We start from the raw sequence: 20,599 nt of genomic DNA, 5'->3' as shown, positions 1-20,599 counted from the left end.
CCTTGATTATCCCCTCTGCGATCAGCCGGCGCGCAGAACCCCGGCGATGCGCTCCGCGGCCTCGATAAGCCGCGCCTCGTCGGTGGTGTAGGCGATGCGCAGGTGGCGTTCGGGGGCGTTGTCGCCAAAGTCGATGCCGGGGGTGGTGGCTACGCCGGCTTCTTCGATGAGGCGCCGGGCCAGGGTTTCGCTGCTGTCGGCGATATCCGAGATGTCGGCGTACAGGTAAAACGCGCCCTGCGGTTCGGTGGCGAAGCGAAAACCGATGTCCCGCAGCGCCGGCAAGAGCGCGTTGCGGCGCCTAGCGAAGGCGTGGCGGCGTTCTTCCAGGATGTCCAGCGTGCCCGGCGCAAAGGCGGCCAGCGCGGCGTGCTGGGCCGGCGTGGAGGGCGAGATGAAGAAGTGCTGGGCGAGCTTTTCGATCTCGCGTACGTAGGCTTGCGGCACCACCATCCAGCCGAGGCGCCAGCCGGTCATGCCGAAATACTTCGAAAAGCTGTTCACCACGAACACGTCGTCGCTGCGGCTGAGGGCGGTGCTCGCCTCGACGCCGTAGTTGAGGCCCTGGTAAATCTCGTCGACGATCAGCACGCCACCGCGGGCGGCAACGGTTTGCTGCAGCGTGACGATTTCGTCGAGGCTCAGCAGCGTGCCGGTTGGGTTGGCCGGCGAGGCGACCATCAGCCCGCGGGTGCGGGGCGTCCAGGCGGCGGCCACCTGGGCGGGGGTGGGCTGGAAGCGGGTCGATGCATCCACCGGCAGGCCTTTGGCCACGCCTTCGAAACTGCGCACCAGGTGGCGGTTGGACGGGTAGCCGGGGTCGGGCAGCAGCCATTCGTCGCCGGGGTTGGTGAGCACGGCCAGTGCCAGCATCAGTGCGCCCGAGGCGCCGGGGGTGATGATGATGCGCTCGGGGGCCACATCGGCGCCAAAGCGGTCATGGTAGAAACGGGCGATGGCCTCGCGCAGCGCGCCAAGGCCCAGGGCCGGCGTGTAATGCACGTGGCCGCCGGCGAGAAACTGCCGGGCCGCCTCGACGATGGGCGGCGGGCTGGGAAAATCCGGCTCGCCGACTTCCAGGTGAATGATGTCGCGCCCGGTAGCCGCCAGCTCGTGGGCGCGCTTGAGGATTTCCATCACGTGGAAGGGCTGGATGTCGGCCATGCGGCGGGCGATCGGGTTCATCGCAAAGTCCTGAACAATGTTAGCCGCCCATTGTAGGGTTTTCTCGGTGCCCGCCGGCGTCCCTCAGAACAGCGTTGTGATGCGGGTCCAGCTTTCGGGCAGCAGGTTGAGTACCTGTGCTTCCAGCCATTTGTCGCCGCCGGTGAGGATGGCGAGGCCGGTCAGCCCGATCAGGATGCCGAGGATCTTCTTGATGCTGTCGACCCGCGCCAGCACCTGGCCACGGGCCCGGGCGAAGCCGCTGCGCGATGCGTAAGCCACGGCCACCAGCGGCGTTGCGGCACCGATGCCGAACAGGCCGAGGATGAGCGCACCGCGGCCGGCGCCGCCTTCGCTGGCCACCAGCGTCAGGGCCGAGGCGAGCAACGGGCCGGAGCAGGGGCTCCACACCAGCCCGAGCACGCCGCCGAGCAAAAAGGCGCCGCCGAGGGTGCCGCCGTCGAGCCGGCTGGATGCCGCATTGGCGCTGGAGGCGATGGGCAGCATCAGGTGGGTGAAGCGCTGGCCGAGGGCCGGCACCAGCATCACCACCGCAAAGGCGATCAGCAGCACGGCGCCAAAGCTGCGCACGCTGTCCGAATCGATGCCGAGGGCTGGGCCCAGCGCGCCGAGCACCAAGCCGATGGCCGCGAAGGACGCGGCCATGCCGGTGCCCATGGCAATCGGCGCCAGCCGGTTGGCCTGCACCGCCGAGCCCACGACCAGCGGCAGGATCGGAAAAACGCAGGGCGACAGCGTGGTCAGGCTGCCGGCGACGAGGCTCAGCCCGAGGTGGGAAACCGGGATGCTGGCAAGGGTGAGGGCTTCGTTCATGGCGGATCTCTCAGAGCGCCGACTGCAGCGCGGCCTTGAGCCTGGCGGGATCGGTTTCGCCGGCGAGGCGGGCGGTTTCGCGCTTGCCGCGATAGACGATCAGGGTGGACTGGGTGCGTACGCCGAGCTTTTGCTTGAGGGCGCGCTCGGCGTCGTAGTCCACAACCAGCAGCGCCAGGGCGAGCGTTGCGTCGGGCTTGAAGCCGTTGAAGACTTTTTCCTGCGCGCGGCAGGTGGGGCACCAGTTGGCGTGAAAGTGCAGGGCGACCGGGCGGTCGGCCTTTTGCGCGCTCTCCAGTGCGGCGGCGCTGTAGGGCTGGATGTCGAGAGCCTGGGCCGTCAGCGGCAGCAGGCAGGCGAGGGTGGTGGCAAGGGCGGCGGCAAAGCGGGGCAGGGCAGACATGGCGGGCTCCGGGGGATAAAGGGTGAGGGTGAATGCCCTTTAGACGCTCCCGCGCGCCGTTTCTTACGCGGCGGCCCCGGTTTTTTTACAGCAGCCCGGCGGCGATGTTGATGGTGAGGGCCAGCAATGTGGTGTTGAAGGCGTAGGCCAGCACGCAGTGCAGCAGGCCGAGCCGGCGCATCGGGCGCGAGGCGAAGGCCACGTCGGCGGTTTGCCCCGAGGTGCCGATGACCGCTGCGAAGTAGAGAAAATCGCCGTAGTCCGGTTCGTGTTCGCCGGGAAACTGCAGCCCGCCGTTTCCGCCGCGGCTTTTGTCCTGGTAAAAATCGTGGGCGTAGTGCAGCGCGAACATCAGGTGCACAAAGGCCCACGCGCTGACGATGGTGAGCACCGCCAGCCCGATGCGGCCGGATTTGAGCGGCATGGCCAGATCCCGGATGCCGGCCAGTTCGAAGAAGATTGCTGCCACGCAGGCCGAGGTGGCGAGGATCACGCCGGCCAGCACCACGAAGCGCCCTTCATCTTCGATCCGGGCGCGCTGGCGCATGTGCTCGGTGGTCGAGCGCCGGATCATGGCCACGGCAAGGATCAGGTAAAGGCTGATGCCGGCGTTCCAGGCGACGAGCAGGCGGGTGGTTTCGCGTTCGCTCAGCGAAGCCGGCAGCCACTGGTGCACCAGCACACCCAGGGCGATGGCGAGGAGCAGCCGGGGCCGGGCCTGAAGCTGCCGGATCAGCAGGTTAGGGCGGGCAGTGGGCGTCGGCATCGGTGTGTTGAAAGGATGAGGCGCCCGCAGCGTGCCAGCTCAGGCGCCGGTCGGCGAGGGAGAACTCGGCCAGTGTGGCAAGCCTGCCGCCGATTTCCGGCGCGGCGTAGCTCATCAGGCTGATGCGCTCGATGCGGCAGCGCAGCGGCGGGCCGGCCTGAAAGGCGTCGAGGCGGGCGAGAACGTCGGCGACGGGCCAGGCGCCGGCGTAGAGCCCGACGGTTACGTGGGGCGTGTAGGGGCCGCTGCCTTCGGCGCTGTCGCCGGCGAGCGCCCGGCGCAGCCGCCCGATGCCGCCCTCTGCATCGAGCACCGCCAGAAAGGGCGCGGACGTGAAGCTGGCCAGCTGCGCGATGTGCACGTCGAAGGGCTCGGGCGCCAGCGCCTGCAGGGCGTCGAGGTGGGCGCCGAGCGCTGCCGGGCCGAAGTCATCGGGCAGGCGCGGGGCGGGCGTCGGAAAACCGCACAGCCCGAGGGTGATATGGGGCTGGCGCTGGTAGCCGGCCAGCAGCAGGCCGTTGAGGTGGGTTTCGGCGGCAGAAGCGGCGGCGCGTACCGGCGGCAGGTCCACGTCCACTGCCCACAGGGCATAGCGCGGCCGGCCGAGATGCCACTCGGGAAAGTCGCGACGGACGTTTTCGAGGGTGTGCCCGGCGGCACTGAAGGCCGCGCGGGCGTGATCGAAAACGGTGTGCGGGATGGCGGAGGCGTAGGGCGGTCGTTGATGGGGCACGGCAGGTTTGGGCGGAAGATTGGCGCAAGCGCGGCCTGCCGCACGCTACACGATCAAGCCCGCCGCAGTCGAGCCGCCTTCGAGCCGCCTATTTGCCGGCGGGGGGCAGGCGGTCGCAGTGGAGCAGGCGCGGCTCGGGCAGGGTCCGGCCTTTGGCCTTGGCGCGCGCTGCCATCTGGGCGTGGTGCTCGGTGATGTAGGCGATGCATTCTTCGCGGGACTGGAAGCCGCGCATGCGATCCCGGTGGGCGCTGCGTTCATCCTGCGTCATCAGGCCCATGCCGGGAGTGTTGCGGCGGTTCATGCGCCAGTCGCAATGCGGCCCGGCAGGGGCGTCGCCCTTCATGCAAGGGCGCGGGTCGGCGCCCGGCCCCATGCCGCCACCCATGCCGGGGCCAGGCTGGGCCCACACGCTACCGGCCAGCAACAGGCTGGCGCAGCTCAGTAGAAAACGCCGAGTCGATTTCATGATTGTCTCCGCAAGAATGCAGGCCATTGCCGATACACCCTGCCGCGACCTGCGGGGGATTGCCGGGGTGCTGGAAAATCCGTCCCTTCAAATATTAGACGGGCCGGACCAGTCTGCAAGCCGGGCGGCCTGGCGTTGGGGCCGGGGCAGGGCGTTTTGCGGGCTCTTGACCGGGGCGGTGATGCACTGCAAAACGGCCGCCGTACGCTTTCCGGTGGTTCTTTTTGCCATGCTCCGGGGCCGTTTCCATGTCGGATATTTTTGCCCGGAAAGCATTCCTTGCCTGTGCCCGGGTCGTAACCTACCCTCATGTTACGGGGGCTTTTTTTGAGAGGACTGCCCTGAATCTTCAGGTTTTTTCTCGGCTTGCCCATTCTGGGCTGGTGCTATGTCTCCGTGTCGATCCGATCAATCGGTGGTTGCCTGCCCGGGGGCTGGCGGCTAATGAAGGAGGGCGATGTCATGACCACATACCGCTATCTGTCCCTGGCGCGGGACATGCAGCATATTTACCGCGAAGCGCGGGTGAGCGAGGACGGGGAGCGCTGCATGGTGGCGCCGTGCCCCGAGCTGGCTGACAAGCTCAAGAAGGAGCTGACGGCGATGCGCGGCAAGGCCAAGGAGTTCATGGCCTCGTTCCAGATTCGCGCCTCCGAGCCGCGGCATGACGGCTTCAACGACGGCATGATCTTTCCGCCGGAGGATTACCCGCTGGGTGCCTCGCCCAGCATGATCCGCGGCGCGGCGGCCGAGCGGGCGCCGCTTCGGGGTGTGGTACGGGTGATCGTGGTGCTGGTGGACTTTTCCGACAAGCCGATGACGCAGACGGCGGCACACTTCGAGCAGCTGTTCTTCTCGACCGGCGTGATCCCCACCAAGAGCGTGCGCGAATATTTCACCGATGTGACCCGCGGCCTGGTGAACATCCAGGGTCAGGTGGTCGGCCCCTTCCGCATGCCCAAGACGCTGGCCCAGTACGCCCACGGCGCATCGGGCACGGGTTCGCCGCTGCCCAATGCGCGGACGATGGCGCGGGATGCGGTGCTGGCCTCCAACGCCAGCGTGAACTTCGGGCTCTACGACAACGACGGCAACGGCTACGTGGATGCTTTCATCGTGGTGCATGCGGGGGCGGGTGCCGAGGTGACCGGCAGCCCGGGCGACATCTGGTCGCACAAATGGACGGTGGACGGCGGCGCGATGAACGTGGATGGCACCAAGATCTACGCTTACCTCACGGTGCCGGAGGATTCGAAGATCGGCGTGTGCTGCCATGAACTGGGCCACCTGCTGTTCGGCTTCCCCGACCTCTACGACACCGACTACACCTCGGAAGGCATCGGCAACTGGTGCCTGATGGCGGGCGGCAGCTGGGGCGGCGGCGGCAACACGCCGGTGCACCCGTCGGCCTGGTGCAAGGCCAACCAGGGCTGGGCCACCGTGACCAACGTGACCACCAACGGCGCAAAGAACATTGCCGACGTGAAGGACTCAGGCAAGATTTATCGCCTCTGGAAGAGCGGCGCGGCGAGCAGCGAATACTTCCTCGTCGAGAACCGCCAGAAAACCGGCTTCGATGCGTCGCTGCCGGCCGGCGGGCTGCTGATCTGGCACATCGACGACAGCGTGTCCGGCAACACCAACGAGGCCCATTACAAGGTGGCGCTGATGCAGGCCGACGGCAAGCGCGACATGGAACTCGACCACAACCGCGGCGATGGCGGCGACCCCTACCCGGGCAGCAGCGGCAACACCACCTTCAACAACACGTCCACGCCCAATTCCCAGTCGTATTCGGGCGCCAACACCTGCGTGGCGGTAACCGGCATCGGGCCTTCCGGGCCGGTGATCAGCGCCAACCTGCGGGTGAAGTGCACGGTGACCAAGATCAAGAAGGAACTGGCGGCCGAAAAGGCCTTGGTCAATGACAAGACCGTGGCCAGCGAAAAGCTGGTCGAAAAGAAGATCGAGAAACGCATCGAGAAGCAGGTCGACAAGCAGATCGACAAACAGGTTGAAAAGCGGGTCGAGAAGCCCATCACCGACAAATCGGCCGGGCTCGACAAGGGCCAGACCGAGAAATTTGTCGAGGGCAAGCTTGCCGACAAGCCGGGTGGTGGCCTGCGGACCGAGGAGTTCGGGGTGCTCGAGGCACGCATCGCCCACATCGAGGCGCTGCTGCTGGGTAATCAGGCCGCGCAGCCCTTCATCTCGCGGGATCTGCGCCCCGATCTTTCCGGGAGCGCCTATTCCGACGAGGGCGACGACGAGGAGGCCGATCCGGCTTCCGGGTCGAGCAAGCGCCTGCTCGACCGGCCTGCCGGCTGAGCCCGGCGAGCCCTGGCGATGAGCGGGCGGGTGGCCCTGATCCTCGCGGCGCCCGACGACCTTTCAAGTGAGGTCGTCGGGCGCGAACTTGCGCGGCGGGGCTGCCCGGTTGTAGAGGCCAGCGCGGCAGACCTGGCCCTGGCGCGCTGGTTTCACGCGCCGGACGATGTGGCCGGCACCACCGTGGTGCTGCCGGATGGGCGTGTGCTCGACGATGCCGCCATCGGCGTGGTGCTCAACCGCCTCGCCGGGCCCGATCTGCCCCAGTTTGCCCATGCCCCGGCGGTCGACCGGGATTACGCCATGGCCGAGTTTTCTGCGCTTCTGGCCAGCTGGCTCAACAGCCTGGGCGCGCTGGTGGTCAACCCGGTGGGAGGGGAAAACACCTGGGCGCCGGCGCTGCATCCCCTCGGCTGGCACGCGGTGGCACTGCAATGCGGGCTGGCGGTGGGCGATTTTGTGGTGGCGTCGACGGTGCGCGGCGGCGCGTGCGCGGGCCTCGACCGGGTGGGCGGCAGCGCCTGGCCGCGGGGCAGCGATGTGGCGGGCTGGTATCGAAGCCCCCTGGGGGGCGCACCGCTTACCTGGGTTTGGGTTTTTGGCGACGATTGCGGCGCCGGGGTCGATGAAAGTCTGGCCGCGGGCTGCCGGGCCTTTGTGCGGGCGCTGGGCCTGCACCATGCGGCATTGGGATTTGTGCCGGGCAATACCCGGAACAGCGGCGGGCCGCGCCTGGTTGAAGTGGAAACACGTCCGCCGCTCGACGATGCGGCGGTGGCCGGGCGCTGTGCCGACTGGCTGGCGTCCCTGGTGCTGGCGAGCGAGGAGGGCACATCATGAAAGGCCCGCTGCTGGTGTGCGGCGTGGCCAGCGAATCACCGCTGGCCATGGCCATCGAGGCCGCCGAAAGGCTGGGGGTGGATTGCCGGGTGATCGATCAGCGCCAGCTGGGCGGCCAGAATATCGAAGTCGGGGTAAGCCGTGGCCGGCTCATTGCGCGCTGGTGGAACGGCACCACCGAGTTCGACCTGACCCGCTGCGGTGGCGCCTATACCCGGGCGGTGCCGGCCAGCATGCTGCGCGGCGCGCCAAGCGATCCGCAGGGCGTGCTGCATCACCATTATCTTGTCGATGGGCTCAACGCCTGGCTGGAGGTGGCGCCGCTGCGGGTGGCCAACCGCATGGGGCCGGGCATGTCCAATGCGTCCAAGCCCTGGCAGGGGCAGCTGATCCGGAAGGCCGGTTTTGCCACGCCGGAGTCTATCGTGACCAATGACCCGGCGGCCGTGCTGGCCTTTCGCAAAAAGCACCGGCGGGTGATCTTCAAGTCGGCCAGTGGCGTCCGATCCATCGTGACCCCGCTCAGCGGGGCGCAGGACGCAGCGCTTGAACGCGTGCGCGCCTTGCCGACCCTGTTCCAGGCTTTTGTGCCGGGGGTGAATTACCGGGTGCACGTGGTGGGCGGGCAGGTGTTTTGCACCCGCGTGGATTCGGAGGCCACCGATTACCGCTACGCCAGCCGGGAAGGCGTGGCCGCCGACATGCACGCCGACCGCCTGCCGGACGACATCGCCCGGCGCTGCGTGCAGCTTGCCGCCGGCATGGGGCTGGAGCTGGCCGGCATCGATCTCAAACGCCGGCCGGATGGCGAGTTTGTGTGTTTCGAAGTGAATCCCTCGCCGGCGTATAGTTGTTTCGACCGCGAATCGGCCGAGGCCGTGGCCGAGGCGCTGGTGATCCATCTCTCAGGAGGAGCGCGTCGTGGAAGCCATCGAAAACGCCACCCGGTTGAAAGCACGCCTGCTTGAGTGCAGCGCAGACCCGGCGCGTCCGGGCTGGCTGCGCTGCACCGTGCAGGTGAAAGACAGCGGGCCCGTGGACGATCGCCCCAGCCTGGTGCCGGCCACCGTCGGCGACACCCTCGCCGTGCTGGTCGGCCCCGAAGACCGGACGCAGCTGGACGCAATCAAACCCGGCGCGGGCGTGGTGATGCAGCTTCGCCTGCGGGCGCCGGGCGTGCATACGGTAGTGCCCGGCAGCGTTGGCACGGATTGATAGCCCGGCGGTTTGAGTCACGCACCCCCGTTTCACAGGCAAGCCCTTGATCGGAGTCCGCGGGCGACTGAAGGCGCCCCCACACAAGGGCGGTTATTGACCCGGCGCTGGTGCTGCCTTTCGACAGCACGGGTAGGTCGGGTTAGCCCGCAGGGCGTAACCCGACACCAAACCGAACCTCGATGGACACGTCCTATGTCGGGTTACGCTGCGCTAACCCGACTCTAAGGACTTCCCCGTCAAGCACCGTTTTCCAATGACCGGCCGCCAGGCCGGTTTTCCTTTCCTGCCTACCTGCTTTCCCTCCTTGGCGCTGCACGCACGCGACGGATTGGACAGACAGACTGCCTCTCTCTAATCGGCCTTGATCGGGTCTCGCCCGGGGCCATGCGACTAACCGCACCAACAGGCCTTAATCCTACTTCGGCGGGATCGGGGGGGCGGGGATCAGCCGCCCTCCTTGTTGATCCGCCATTGGGTTAGCCAGGTTCCCTGCTGGTCGGTCTGACCTGTTCGTCTATCGCTGATGTGCAGTTGCCATTGCTCGGTGACTCAGGCCCGTTGCCAGGCCTGCGGGTTGTAGGACTCGCCCTTCGCCAGCACCGCCCACAGCTGCCGGGCGTGCTTGTTGGCGATGGCGATGAGTGTCTTGTGGTAGCCGATCCGCCCGTTGAGCGCGACGATCCACTGCTGCAGACGGGTCAGCGTATCGGGGGATTCCCGCCGCTGTTTTCGGAGCGTCGCGGCCAGTACGCTGCGTGCGCCCTGCACAAGCAGGGTTCGCAAATAGTCGTCGCCGCGCCGGGTGATGCGCCCAAGCTTGGTCTTGCCGCCGCTGCCCGACTGGCTGGGCGTGAGACCGAGCCACGCGGCAAACTGACGCCCGTTCTTGAACATCGATGCATCGCCCACGCTGGCGGTCACCGCGTCGGCGGTGATGAGCCCCACGCCGGGCAGATCCCGCGCCCGCTTTGCCAGCGGATCGTTCGCCTGCTGGGCCGTGATCTGCCGGTCACATTCGCCAATCCGCGCATCCAGCGCATCGAGCTGGTCGCGCACGCTGTGGATCAATCCGCGCAGGGCCGGCGGTGAGGCGGTGTCGCGCTCCCGCTCGGCCAGCAGCGCACGCAAATGCTTGGGGCCAGGATCGACGATCAACCCGAATTCGGCGAGCAGCCCCCGGACGCGGTTAAGGAGCGCGGTGCGCTCCTCCACCCACCCGACGCGCAGGCTGTGCCAGGCCAGGCGCTGCTGCTGGGCTTCGGTCTTGACCGGAATGAAGCGCATGCCGGGCGACAGCAAGGCCACGAGGATCGCCTCGGCGTCCGCGCGGTCGTTCTTGACCGACTGGCGCTTGCGGTAGGGTCGGACGAACTCGGCGGCCATCAGCCGCGGCGCCAGGCCCAGACGCTCTGCCGTGCGGCCCCAGTGGTGGGCACTGCCGCAGGCTTCCATGCCGATCACCGTGCCCGCCGGCAGCGTGCCGAGCCAGGTGAGAAAGCCCGCCCGATTGAACTCGCGCCGCTCCACAATCCGCCCGGCGCAATCCGCCACGCAGGCCACGAAGACGTTCTTTGCCAGATCCACACCAACCGTCGTAGCATCCATTTTGACTTCCCTCCTCGCCGTTTCAGATTGAGTTTCAGCAATTCAATCTTGGCACTTGGATGCCGGGTGGCAAGCCCACCGGGCGGGTGGGGGAAGTCCTTTTGTAGTCCTACCCAAGCTGGTTGTTGGCGCTGCTTTTCGACAGGCCTGGGTCGATATTCAATCCTCAGGTTAATCGCGGCTCGCGCGGCGCGGAACCTGTTGCCGGTATGGGTGACGAAGGGAAAGGCGGGCCTGTTGCCGCCTTTTTTCGTGTTTACGTCGCCCATCAAATGCTTCGTGTAGCATAGCCCGCGCCATTTTCCCGGCCCTTCCCGGTCCGGGTGCGTTCCGGAATATTTTTAATGCCCAGCCCGTCCTCGTCTTCGTCTTCCCCGTCTCCCGCGCATCCTTCCAAATCCCGTCGTGTCTGGTTTTATGTCATCGGCCTTGCTGTGCTGGCGGGTGGGGGCTGGTACGCCACCCACCGGCCGGGGGACGAGGGGGCTGCGAAATCGTCCGATATGCGGCGTGGCGGGCCGGGCGGCGGTGGGCGGGGTGACAGGCCCACGCCGGTCATGCTTGCGACCATCGCGACCGGGGATATCCGGGTGGTGGTGCCGGCCCTCGGCAGCGTGGTGCCGCGCAACCAGGTGACGGTGCGCACGCGGGTGGATGGCCCGCTGCTGGCGGTCAAGTTTGTCGAAGGCCAGCCGGTCAAGGCCGGCGAGGTGCTGGCGCTGATCGACCCAGAACCCTTCAAGGCCACGCTGGCCCAGGCCCGCGGCACCCTGGCGCGGGACGCGGCGCTGCTCAAAAACGCCAGGATCGATCTCGACCGCTACCGCGGCCTGCTGGCCCAGGATTCCATCGCCAGGCAGCAGGTGGATACCCAGGAGGCGCTGCTGCGCCAGTACCAGGGCACCGTGCAGGCCGACGAAGCCACGGTGAAGAGCGCCGAGCTGCAGCTCTCCTACACCACCATCACCGCGCCGATTTCAGGTCGGGCGGGCCTGCGCACCGTCGACCCCGGCAACATCGTCAAGGCCTCGGACGCCGCCGGGCTGGTGACGATTGCCCAGCAAACCCCGATCACCGCCGTTTTTGCGGTGCCCGAAGACCGCCTGCCGGCGATCATGCAGCGCATCCGCGGTGGCCGCAGCCTCAAGGTGGAGGCCTGGGACCGGGACATGAAAACCCGCCTCGCCGAGGGCAGCCTGCTGGCGGTGGATAGCCAGATCGACAGCACCACCGGCACCGTCAAACTCAAGGCCGAATTCGCCAACCGCGACGGCAGTCTCTTTCCCAACCAGTTCGTGAACGTGCGCCTGCTGCTCGATACGCTGGCCGGCGTGGTGGTGGTGCCCACGGCTGCCGTGCAGCAGGGCGCCAAGGGCAGTTTCGTGTATCGCCTTGGCGACGGCAGCAAGGTGGCCGCGGTGCCGGTCAGGCTCGGCCCGGTGGATGGCGCGCTGGCGGCGGTGGATGCCGGCCTTGCCGCCGGCGACAAGGTGGTGGTGGACGGCCTCGACAAGCTCAAGGACGGCGCCCAGGTGGAAGCCATTGACCCCAAGGCCGCCGATGCGCCGGGCCGCGAGAAAAAGGGCGGCAACGGTGGCGGCCGGCCGGGGCACTGACCGCATGACGCGCTTGAATATTGCTGAGTTTGCCGGGGCGCCCGCATGAACCCGTCGCGCCTGTTCATCCTTCGCCCGGTCGCCACGTCGCTCCTGATGATCGCGATCATGCTGGCGGGCCTGGTGGCCTACCGGCTGCTGCCGATTTCGGCGCTGCCGGAGGTCGATTACCCGACCATCCAGGTCAAGACGCTGTACCCCGGCGCCAGCCCCGACGTGATGACATCGGCGATCACCGCGCCGCTGGAACGCCAGTTTGGCCAGATGCCGGGGCTGGACGAAATGTCGTCCACCAGCTCGGGCGGGGCCTCGGTGGTCACGCTGCGCTTTGCGCTGTCCATGAGCCTCGATGTGGCCGAACAGCAGATGCAGGCGGCGATCAACGCGGCATCCAGCCTGCTGCCCACCGATCTGCCGGCGCCGCCCACCTACAGCAAGGTGAACCCGGCCGACACGCCCATCCTCACGCTGGCGGTGAGTTCCAGCAGCCTGCCGATCACCCGCATCCATGATCTGGTGGAAAGCCGGCTGGCGCAGAAGATCGCCCAGGTGCCGGGCGTGGGCCTGGTGAGCATTGCCGGCGGCCGTCGGCCTGCCGTGCGGGTGCAGGTCAACCCCACCGCTGCGGCCGCCTACGGGCTGGGGCTGGAAGATATCCGCAGCGCCATTGCCAACGCCAACATCACCCAGGCCAAGGGCAGTTTCGACGGTCCGCAGCGCTCGTCCACCATCGATGCCAACGACCAGCTGCGGTCTGCGGACGAATACCGCAAGCTGATCGTCGCCTACAAAAACGGCAACCCGGTGCGCCTCTCGGATGTGGCCGACCTGAAGGATGACGCCGAAAACCTGCGCCTCGCCGCCTGGGCCGACCACCGGGACGCGGTGATCATCAACATCCAGCGCCAGCCCGGCGCCAACGTGATCGAGGTGGCCGACCGTGTGGCCGCGCTGTTGCCGCAAATGACCGCCAGCCTGCCCGCCTCGCTGGATGTGGCGGTGATCAACGACCGCACCACCACCATCCGCGCCTCTGTGCACGACGTGCAGATCGAGCTGCTGATGTCGGTGGCGCTGGTGGTGATGGTGATCTTCCTGTTTTTGCGCAGCGTGCCGGCCACCCTCATCCCCAGCGTGGCGGTGCCGCTGTCGCTGGTGGGCACCTTTGGCGTGATGTACCTGGCCGGCTTCAGCCTCAACAACCTCACGCTGATGGCGCTCACCATTTCCACCGGCTTCGTTGTGGACGACGCCATCGTGATGATCGAGAACATCGCCCGCTACGTGGAAGAGGGCGAATCGCCCATGCAGGCGGCGCTCAAGGGGGCGCGGCAGATCGGTTTCACGATCATTTCGCTCACCTTCTCGCTGATCGCGGTGCTGATTCCGCTGCTCTTCATGGCCGACGTGGTCGGGCGCCTGTTCCGCGAGTTCGCCATCACCATGGCCATCGCCATCCTGATTTCCGCCGTGGTGTCGCTGACCCTCACGCCGATGATGTGCGCGCGGCTGCTCAAGCACGTTCCGCCGGCCGAGCAGGGGCGTTTCTATCGGGTCATGGGCGACTTTTTCGACCGGGTGATCGCGCGCTACGGCGTGATGCTCGAATGGGTGCTGGCGCGCCAGGGGCTCACGCTGCTGGTGGCGGTGGGCACGCTGGCGCTCACAGTGCTGCTCTATGTGCTGGTGCCCAAGGGCTTCTTTCCGGTGCAGGACACCGGCGCCATCCAGGGCATCACCGAGGCCTCGCAATCCATTTCGTTTGCGGCCATGTCCGAGCGGCAGAAGGCGGTGGCCGAGGTGGTGCTCAAGGATCCGGCGGTGGCCGGGCTGTCGTCCTTCATCGGGGTGGATGGCACCAATGCCACGCTGAACAGCGGGCGCCTGCTCATCAGCCTCAAGCCGCTCGTCGAGCGCGATGCCAGCGCCAGCGAGGTGATCCGCCGGCTCGGCCCCGAGCTGGAAAAAGTGGCCGGCATCAAGCTGTACATGCAGCCGGTGCAGGATTTGTCCATTGAAGACAGGGTGAGCCGCACCCAGTACCAGTTTTCGCTCACCGCGCCGGATAGCGCGCTGCTCAGCGAATGGGTGCCACGCCTGCTCGAGAGCCTGCGCACGCTGCCGCAACTGGCCGATGTGGCCAGCGATCTGCAGGACCACGGCCTGCAGGCCTGGGTCGAAATCGACCGGGCGGCGGCCAGCCGCCTTGGCGTGAGCACCGCGGCCATCGACAACGCGCTTTACAACGCTTACGGCCAGCGGCTCATTTCCACCATCTTCACCCAAACCACCCAGTACCGCGTGGTGCTGGAAGTGAAGCCGGAATTCCGCAGCGGCCCCGCAGCCATTGCCAACCTGTACGTCGCCGGCACCGGTGGTGTGCAGGTGCCGCTGTCGGCGGTGGTGAACATCACCGAACGTCCGGCAACGCTGGCGGTAAACCACGTGGGCCAGTTTCCGGCGGCAACCCTGTCCTTCAACCTCGCCCCCGGCGCGGCGCTGGGCGACGCGGTGGACGAAATCCGCCGGGTCGAGGCCGAACTGGGCATGCCACTCAGCATCGAGACGCAGTTTCAGGGCGCGGCGCTGGCCTTCCAGTCGTCGCTCACCAGCACGCTGCTGCTGATTCTGGCCGCGGTGGTGACGATGTACATCGTGTTGGGCGTGCTCTACGAGAGTTATATCCACCCGGTGACGATTCTCTCCACGCTGCCCTCGGCCGGCGTGGGCGCCTTGCTGGCGCTGCTGGTGGCCCGCACGGAACTGGGCATCGTCGGCATCATCGGCATCGTGCTCCTGATCGGCATCGTCAAGAAAAACGCGATCATGATGATCGACTTTGCGCTGGACGCGCAGCGGAGCGAGGGCCTCGGCCCGCGGGAGGCGATCTTTCAGGCCTGCCTGCTGCGCTTCCGGCCGATTCTGATGACGACCTTGGCGGCCTTGCTGGGGGCGCTGCCGTTGATGCTGGGGACGGGCGTGGGCTCGGAGTTGCGGCAGCCGCTGGGGATCACGCTGGTGGGGGGCTTGCTGGTCAGCCAGGTGTTGACCTTGTTTACGACGCCGGTGATTTATCTGGCGTTTGATCGGGTGTCGAGGCGGGTTCGGGGCGAGGCGGTGGAGGCATGAGCCTTGCTGCCCATCGTGCTGTTCATTGCGTTGGTTTGAGTGCTTTCCCGTCGTTGGCGTGTCGTTGGCCGGGTCTCGCCCCGGCGGGCGACCTTCTTCTTTGCGTCGCCAAAGAAGAAGGCAAGAAAGGCGACCCGGCCATACCGGTCGTCCGCTATCGCGGCCGACTCCCCTGCGCTGCTCGCAGCAGGCGGCCGTCGCGGAACTCGCCGGCTGCGCCGGCTCAAACAGCCGCGCCGGACTTCTCCGCCTGCTGCTGTGCTGCTCGGCGGTATGGAACGGGCTTTGCACGGCTACCGAGCCCCTGCGGAACCCACGGGTGTTATCCATGCACTCAAAGGCAAGCTGCCGGTGGGTTGAATTACCGCTGTCGCTTCCGCACAGGCTCGGTGATTCCAGAGAGCCCGTCTGAGCCGCCGAGCAGCGCAGTAACAGGCGGGGCCTTCCGGGGCTGCTGTCTGAGCCGGCAGAGCCGGCGAGTTCAGCCCCGGCCGCCTGTTGCGAGCAGCGCAGGGGAGTCGGCCGCAGGCCGACCGGTGAAGCCGGGTCGCCTTCTTTGCCTACTTTCTTGGCGAAGCAAGAAAGTAGGGCGCCCGCGGGGGCGCGACCCCGCCAACGAAACGTTGATCACGGGAAAGCGTTTGAATGATTGCGCTTCAGCCAGGCCGCGACGCACCCCATGAACCTCTCCCGCCTGTTCATCTTCCGCCCCGTGGCAACCACCCTGCTGACCCTGGCCATCGCGCTGGCCGGGCTGATCGCGTTTCGGCTGCTGCCGGTGGCGCCCTTGCCGCAGGTGGAATACCCGACGATTTCCGTCTCGGCCAACCTGCCGGGCGCCAGCCCCGAGGTGATGGCGGCGACGGTGGCCGGGCCGCTGGAGCGCATCCTCGGGCAGATCGCCGGGGTGACGGAGATGACCTCCTACTCCACCCTCGGCTCTACCCGCGTCACGCTGCAGTTCGACCTTTCGCGCAGCATCGACGGCGCCGCCCGCGAGGTGCAGGCGGCGATCAACGCGGCGCGCAGCCAGTTGCCGACGAGCCTGCCGAGCAACCCCACCTATCGCAAGGTCAACCCGGCAGACACGCCGATCATGATCCTCGCGCTGACCTCGGCCACCTTGTCCCAGGGGCAGATGTACGACGCCGCGTCCACGGTGCTGGCCCAGCGCCTGTCGCAGGTGGACGGGGTGGGGCAGGTGACGATTGGCGGCAGTTCGCTGCCGGCGGTGCGCGTGGAAGTGGACCCGGACCGCCTCGCCGCCAGCGGGCTCAACCTGGACGACGTGCGCACGGCGATTGTCGGCACCAACGCCAACCGGCCCAAGGGCGTGCTGGAAAACGCCGAGACGGCCTGGCAGGTGGGGGCCAACGATCAGGCGCGCACGGCGGACGACTACAAGCCGCTGATCGTCGCCTGGAAAAACGGTTCGGCGGTGCGCCTGTCCGACGTGGCGGGGGTGCGGAACGGCGTCGAGAACGACCGCAACTATGGTTACGCCAATGGCCGCCCGGCGGTGCTGCTGATGATCAACCGCCAGCCCGGCGCCAACATCATCGAGACGGTGGATCGGGTCAGCGAGCTGTTGCCGCGTCTGTCGGCCAGCATTTCTCCGGCCATCGATCTCACCGTGGTGATGGACCGCACGCCCACCATCCGCGGTTCGCTGAAGGAAGTGGAGCGCACGCTGGCGATTTCGGTGGCGCTGGTGGTGATGGTGGTTTTTCTGTTCCTGCGCAACTGGCGGGCCACGGTGATTCCCAGCGTGGTGGTGCCGGTGTCGCTGATCGGCACGTTTGCGGTGATGTACCTGGCGGGCTACAGCCTCGACAACCTGTCGCTGATGGCGCTCACCATCGCCACCGGCTTTGTGGTGGACGATGCCATCGTGGTGCTCGAGAACATCTCGCGCCACGTGGATGCCGGCATGTCGCCGCGCCGGGCGGCCCTCAAGGGCGCGCGGGAAATCGGCTTCACGGTGGTCTCCATGAGCCTGTCGCTGATTGCCGCCTTCATTCCGATTCTGGCCATGGGCGGCATCGTCGGGCGGCTGTTCCGGGAGTTTGCGGTGACCTTGTCGGCGGCGATCCTGGTGTCGATGGTGATCTCGCTCACCGCCACGCCGATGATGTGCGCGCGGCTCTTGCGCCGGCGCCTGCCGGAAAGCGAGGGAGGCAAACCCCGGGGCCGCTTCGACCGCTTCGCCGGTGGCCTGCTCGAGCGGGTGGTGGATGACTACCGGCGCAGCCTCGGCCGTGCGCTGGGCCATCCGGTGCTGGTGCTGGCGGTGTTGCTGGCAACCGTGGGTTTCAATGTTTACCTCTACAACACGATTCCCAAGGGCTTCTTTCCCCAGCAGGACACGGGGCGCATCCGCGGCTTTGTCGAGGCCGACCAGGCGATTTCCTTCCAGGCCATGAAGGGCAAGATGGACCGCTTTCTGGCGGTGGTCGGCGCCGATCCGGCGGTGGATCACGTCACCGGTTTTACCGGCGGCTCGCAGCGCAACTTCGGGTCGATGTTCATCACCCTCAAGCCCATCGGCGAGCGCAAGGAGTCGGCGGATGCGGTGGTCGGCCGCTTGCGCAAGAAGCTCGCCCACGTGCCGGGCGCCAGTCTTTACCTCAGTCCGGTGCAGGACATCCGCATCGGCGGGCGTTCCAGCAATTCGGCCTTCCAGTTCACGCTGCAGTCCGACAGCCTTGAGGCGCTCCGCCTGTGGGAGCCGCGCATCCGCAACGCCATGAGCCGGCTCGATGCGATTACCGACGTCAGCACCGACCAGCAGGACCGCGGCCCGCAGACCACGGTGGTGATCGACCGCGATGCAGTTGCCCGCCACGGCCTCACCATGCGCGCGGTGACCACGGCGCTCAACAATGCCTTCGGCCAGCGCCAGGTTTCCACCATCTACAACCCGCTCAACCAGTACCGGGTGGTGATGGAGGCCATGCCCGATTACCTGCAGGGGCCGGAATCGCTGTCGCGCATCACGCTGGTGACACCCACCGGCGGGCTGGTGCCGCTGTCGGCGGTGAGCCGCTTCGAAACCACGCTGGCGCCGCTGTCGGTGAGCCACCAGGGCGGATCGGCGGCCTCGACGATCAGCTTTGCGCTGCCCGAGGGCGGCTCGATCGGCACCGCCACCGAGGCCATCAACGGCGCGCTGGCCGGCATCGGCGTGCCGGTGGATATCCGCACCAGCTTCGAGGGCTCGGCCGGCGCCTTCCAGAAGTCCATGAGCACCCAGCCGCTGTTGATTCTGGCCGCGCTGGCAACCATCTACATCGTGCTCGGCATCCTCTACGAAAGCCTGATTCACCCCATCACCATCCTGTCCACGCTGCCCTCGGCCGGCGTGGGGGCGCTGCTGGCCTTGATGGCGGTGGATACCGAGTTCAGCCTGATCGCGATGATTGGCGTGATCTTGCTGATCGGCATCGTCAAGAAAAACGCCATCATGATGATCGACGTGGCCATCGAGCGGATGCGCAGCCTGGGCGAGAGCGCCCGGGACGCGATTCACCACGCCGCGGTGCTGCGTTTTCGGCCGATCCTGATGACCACGCTGGCGGCGCTGTTTGGCGCGATTCCGCTGGCCATGGGCAGCGGCGACGGCGCCGAGCTGCGCCAGCCGCTGGGCATCGCCATCGTGGGCGGCCTGATCCTGAGCCAGATCCTCACGCTTTACACGACGCCGGTGGTGTTCGTGATGCTGTCGCGCTTCGCGCGCGGTGCGGTGAAGACAGAGAAAAGGAAAACGAGCCTTGTTTGAACGGTGTGCGCTGACGATGACAAAGAAACAATGGATTGCCGGGATTTTCTCGAGAAAACGCAGGGCCGCCCCAAGTTTTCTTGTCCCCCACGGGGGGCGGGCGGGGCGTAGCCCAGCCCTGGGGGCACTCAGAAGCGCTTGCAGCCTTCACGCAGCCGCGCTGCTGCCGGTCTTGCTCGCCGGGTGTGCCATCGGCCCCGACTACGTTCGCCCGGGCATCGACACGCCCGCCGTGTTCAAGGAGGCCGGCGACTGGAAGTCCGCCAGCCCGCAGATGCCGGCGTCGGATGACTGGTGGAAGGCCTTTGGCGACCCGGTGCTCGATGCGCTGCAGGCGCGGGTCGAGATTTCCAACCAGAACCTGCGCGCCGCCGAGGCCCGCTACCGCCAGGCCCAGGCGCTGGCAGATGGCGCGCGGGCGTCGTGGTTTCCGACGATCAACGCCACCGCAGGAGCCACCCGTTCGGCCACCGCGGCAGCCACCGCCACGGCCGGCAGCGCGCCGCCCAAAAACAGCTTCAACCTGGGGGCCACCGCCAGCTGGGAAGCCGACGTGTGGGGCCGCATCGCCCGCAACGTGGAGTCCGCCGACGCCCGCCTCGAGGCGAGCGAGGCCGATCTCGCCGCGGCCCGGCTGTCGGCCCAGGCCGCCCTGGCCCAGAGCTATTTCCAGCTGCGTGCGGCCGACCGCCAGAAGCAGTTTCTCGATGCCGCCGTCGTCGCCTATGCGCGGTCGCTGCAACTCACCCAGAACCGCTACGCCGCCGGCGTGGCGGGCAAGGCTGATGTGGCGCAGGCCGAAAGCCAGCTGCGCAGTGCCCGTGCCGCGGCCCTCGACGCCAGTTTGTCGCGCAGCCAGTACGAGCACGCGATTGCGGTGCTGGTCGGCCAGGCGCCGGCCGGGTTTGCGATTGAAATCGTGGATGCGTCGCTGCCGGTTGCGCAGGTGCCGGTCGTGCTGCCGTCCACGCTGCTCGAGCGCCGGCCCGACATCGCCGCCGCCGAGCGCCGCGTGGCGGCGGCCAATTCCGCCATCGGCGCGGCCCAGGCGGCACGCTTTCCGGTGCTGGGGCTGTCGGCGTCGGCGGGTTTTCGCCGCTCGGATCTGGCCGATCTCCTGACCGTGCCGAGTCGCTACTGGTCCCTCGGCCCCAGCCTTGCCGCCGCGATCTTCGATGCCGGCGCGAAGAAGGCCGTCGTCGGCCAAGCTGCGGCAAGCTGGGAGGAGAGCGTTGCCACCTATCGCCAGACCGTGCTGGTGGCCTTCCAGGAAGTCGAGGACAACCTCGCCGCCGCGCGCCTGCTCGAAGAGGCCGCCACCGAGCAGGCCGCCGCCGTTGCCGCCGCCGCCGAAGCCGAAACCATCGCCACCAACCAGTACCGCGCCGGCACGGTGAGCTACCTCAACGTGGTCACCGCCCAGGCCACGCACCTTGCCGCTCGCCGCACCGCCAACGACCTTGCCGCCCGCCGGCTGGTGGCGGCGGTGTTGCTGGCGAAAAACGCCGGGGGCGGGGTGGGGCCTTAGAGCTTGTCTGTGAATAAACCGGCCATTGAATATGGCTATGTTCGCGTTAAGTGTGGAAAGCGTTTTCCCCGCGAACCGGTGAGCCTCTGCGGGACGGCTTTCCTGAGTTTAGCGTCACATTGGCCGGGTCTCGCCCCGGCGGGCGACCTTCTTTCTTGCTTCGCCAAGAAAGAAGGCAAAGAAGGCGA

At 67.4% G+C, this 20,599-nt stretch carries 15 protein-coding genes; 8 read left to right on the top strand and 7 right to left on the bottom strand.

What is annotated here, in order from left to right:
* Nucleotides 1–21: 21 nt before the first annotated feature.
* The 6 genes from Q1W26_RS02080 to Q1W26_RS02055 form a co-directional block, all read right to left on the bottom strand.
* On the bottom strand, nt 22–1,185 hold the full coding sequence (locus tag Q1W26_RS02080; RefSeq protein ID WP_300435215.1) for a pyridoxal phosphate-dependent aminotransferase: 1,164 nt from the start codon (nt 1,183–1,185) through the stop codon (nt 22–24).
* 63 nt (nt 1,186–1,248) lie between these two features.
* A complete protein-coding gene (locus Q1W26_RS02075; RefSeq protein WP_300435213.1) occupies nt 1,249–1,998 on the bottom strand; it encodes a cytochrome c biogenesis CcdA family protein in 750 nt (249 codons plus the stop codon).
* A 10-nt stretch (nt 1,999–2,008) separates the two neighbouring features.
* Nucleotides 2,009–2,401 (bottom strand): thioredoxin family protein, encoded by a 393-nt coding sequence (locus Q1W26_RS02070; RefSeq protein ID WP_300435211.1) that lies wholly within the window; start codon nt 2,399–2,401, stop codon nt 2,009–2,011.
* Between the two features lie 85 nt (nt 2,402–2,486).
* Nucleotides 2,487–3,167: a DUF1345 domain-containing protein gene (locus tag Q1W26_RS02065; protein WP_300435209.1), complete on the bottom strand. Its 681-nt coding sequence runs from the start codon at nt 3,165–3,167 to the stop codon at nt 2,487–2,489.
* Nucleotides 3,142–3,900 carry a 2'-5' RNA ligase family protein gene (locus Q1W26_RS02060; RefSeq protein ID WP_300435206.1) on the bottom strand — a complete coding sequence of 253 codons (759 nt, stop codon included), beginning with the start codon at nt 3,898–3,900 and terminating at the stop codon, nt 3,142–3,144. The genes Q1W26_RS02065 and Q1W26_RS02060 overlap by 26 nt, the downstream gene beginning before the upstream one ends.
* A gap of 88 nt (nt 3,901–3,988) precedes the next feature.
* Nucleotides 3,989–4,369, bottom strand: coding sequence for a hypothetical protein (locus tag Q1W26_RS02055; protein ID WP_300435203.1), 381 nt, complete (start codon nt 4,367–4,369; stop codon nt 3,989–3,991).
* 462 nt (nt 4,370–4,831) lie between these two features.
* On the opposite strand from Q1W26_RS02055, the gene Q1W26_RS02050 reads away from it, so the two are divergent.
* From Q1W26_RS02050 to Q1W26_RS02035, 4 genes are read left to right on the top strand one after another with little or no spacing between them, the layout of a single operon-like run.
* A complete protein-coding gene (locus Q1W26_RS02050) occupies nt 4,832–6,697 on the top strand; it encodes a M6 family metalloprotease domain-containing protein (protein WP_300435201.1) in 1,866 nt (621 codons plus the stop codon).
* A gap of 18 nt (nt 6,698–6,715) precedes the next feature.
* A complete protein-coding gene (locus tag Q1W26_RS02045; RefSeq protein WP_300435199.1) occupies nt 6,716–7,537 on the top strand; it encodes a hypothetical protein in 822 nt (273 codons plus the stop codon).
* On the top strand, nt 7,534–8,505 hold the full coding sequence (locus Q1W26_RS02040) for a hypothetical protein (protein WP_300435196.1): 972 nt from the start codon (nt 7,534–7,536) through the stop codon (nt 8,503–8,505). The genes Q1W26_RS02045 and Q1W26_RS02040 overlap by 4 nt, the downstream gene beginning before the upstream one ends.
* A complete protein-coding gene (locus Q1W26_RS02035) occupies nt 8,459–8,752 on the top strand; it encodes a hypothetical protein (protein WP_300435192.1) in 294 nt (97 codons plus the stop codon). The genes Q1W26_RS02040 and Q1W26_RS02035 overlap by 47 nt, the downstream gene beginning before the upstream one ends.
* 552 nt (nt 8,753–9,304) lie before the next feature.
* On the opposite strand, the gene Q1W26_RS02030 is transcribed toward Q1W26_RS02035, so the two are convergent.
* Entirely contained in the window at nt 9,305–10,360 is a 1,056-nt protein-coding gene (locus tag Q1W26_RS02030; protein WP_300435190.1) for an IS110 family transposase, read from the bottom strand.
* A 344-nt stretch (nt 10,361–10,704) separates the two neighbouring features.
* Between Q1W26_RS02030 and Q1W26_RS02025 the strand changes: the two genes are divergently transcribed.
* From Q1W26_RS02025 to Q1W26_RS02010, 4 genes are all read left to right on the top strand, one after another.
* Nucleotides 10,705–11,976, top strand: coding sequence for an MdtA/MuxA family multidrug efflux RND transporter periplasmic adaptor subunit (locus Q1W26_RS02025; protein ID WP_300435187.1), 1,272 nt, complete (start codon nt 10,705–10,707; stop codon nt 11,974–11,976).
* A gap of 45 nt (nt 11,977–12,021) precedes the next feature.
* Nucleotides 12,022–15,105: an MdtB/MuxB family multidrug efflux RND transporter permease subunit gene (locus tag Q1W26_RS02020; RefSeq protein ID WP_300435185.1), complete on the top strand. Its 3,084-nt coding sequence runs from the start codon at nt 12,022–12,024 to the stop codon at nt 15,103–15,105.
* A 679-nt stretch (nt 15,106–15,784) separates the two neighbouring features.
* Entirely contained in the window at nt 15,785–18,883 is a 3,099-nt protein-coding gene (locus Q1W26_RS02015; protein WP_300435183.1) for a multidrug efflux RND transporter permease subunit, read from the top strand.
* Nucleotides 18,884–19,055: 172 nt separating this feature from the next.
* A complete protein-coding gene (locus Q1W26_RS02010; RefSeq protein ID WP_300435181.1) occupies nt 19,056–20,411 on the top strand; it encodes an efflux transporter outer membrane subunit in 1,356 nt (451 codons plus the stop codon).
* The last annotated feature ends 188 nt before the right edge of the window (nt 20,412–20,599 follow it).

The sequence above is a fragment of the Zoogloea sp. genome (genome assembly GCF_030157465.1).
GTDB lineage: Bacteria > Pseudomonadota > Gammaproteobacteria > Burkholderiales > Rhodocyclaceae > Zoogloea.
This window is presented reverse-complemented; position numbering and strand designations above follow the sequence as displayed.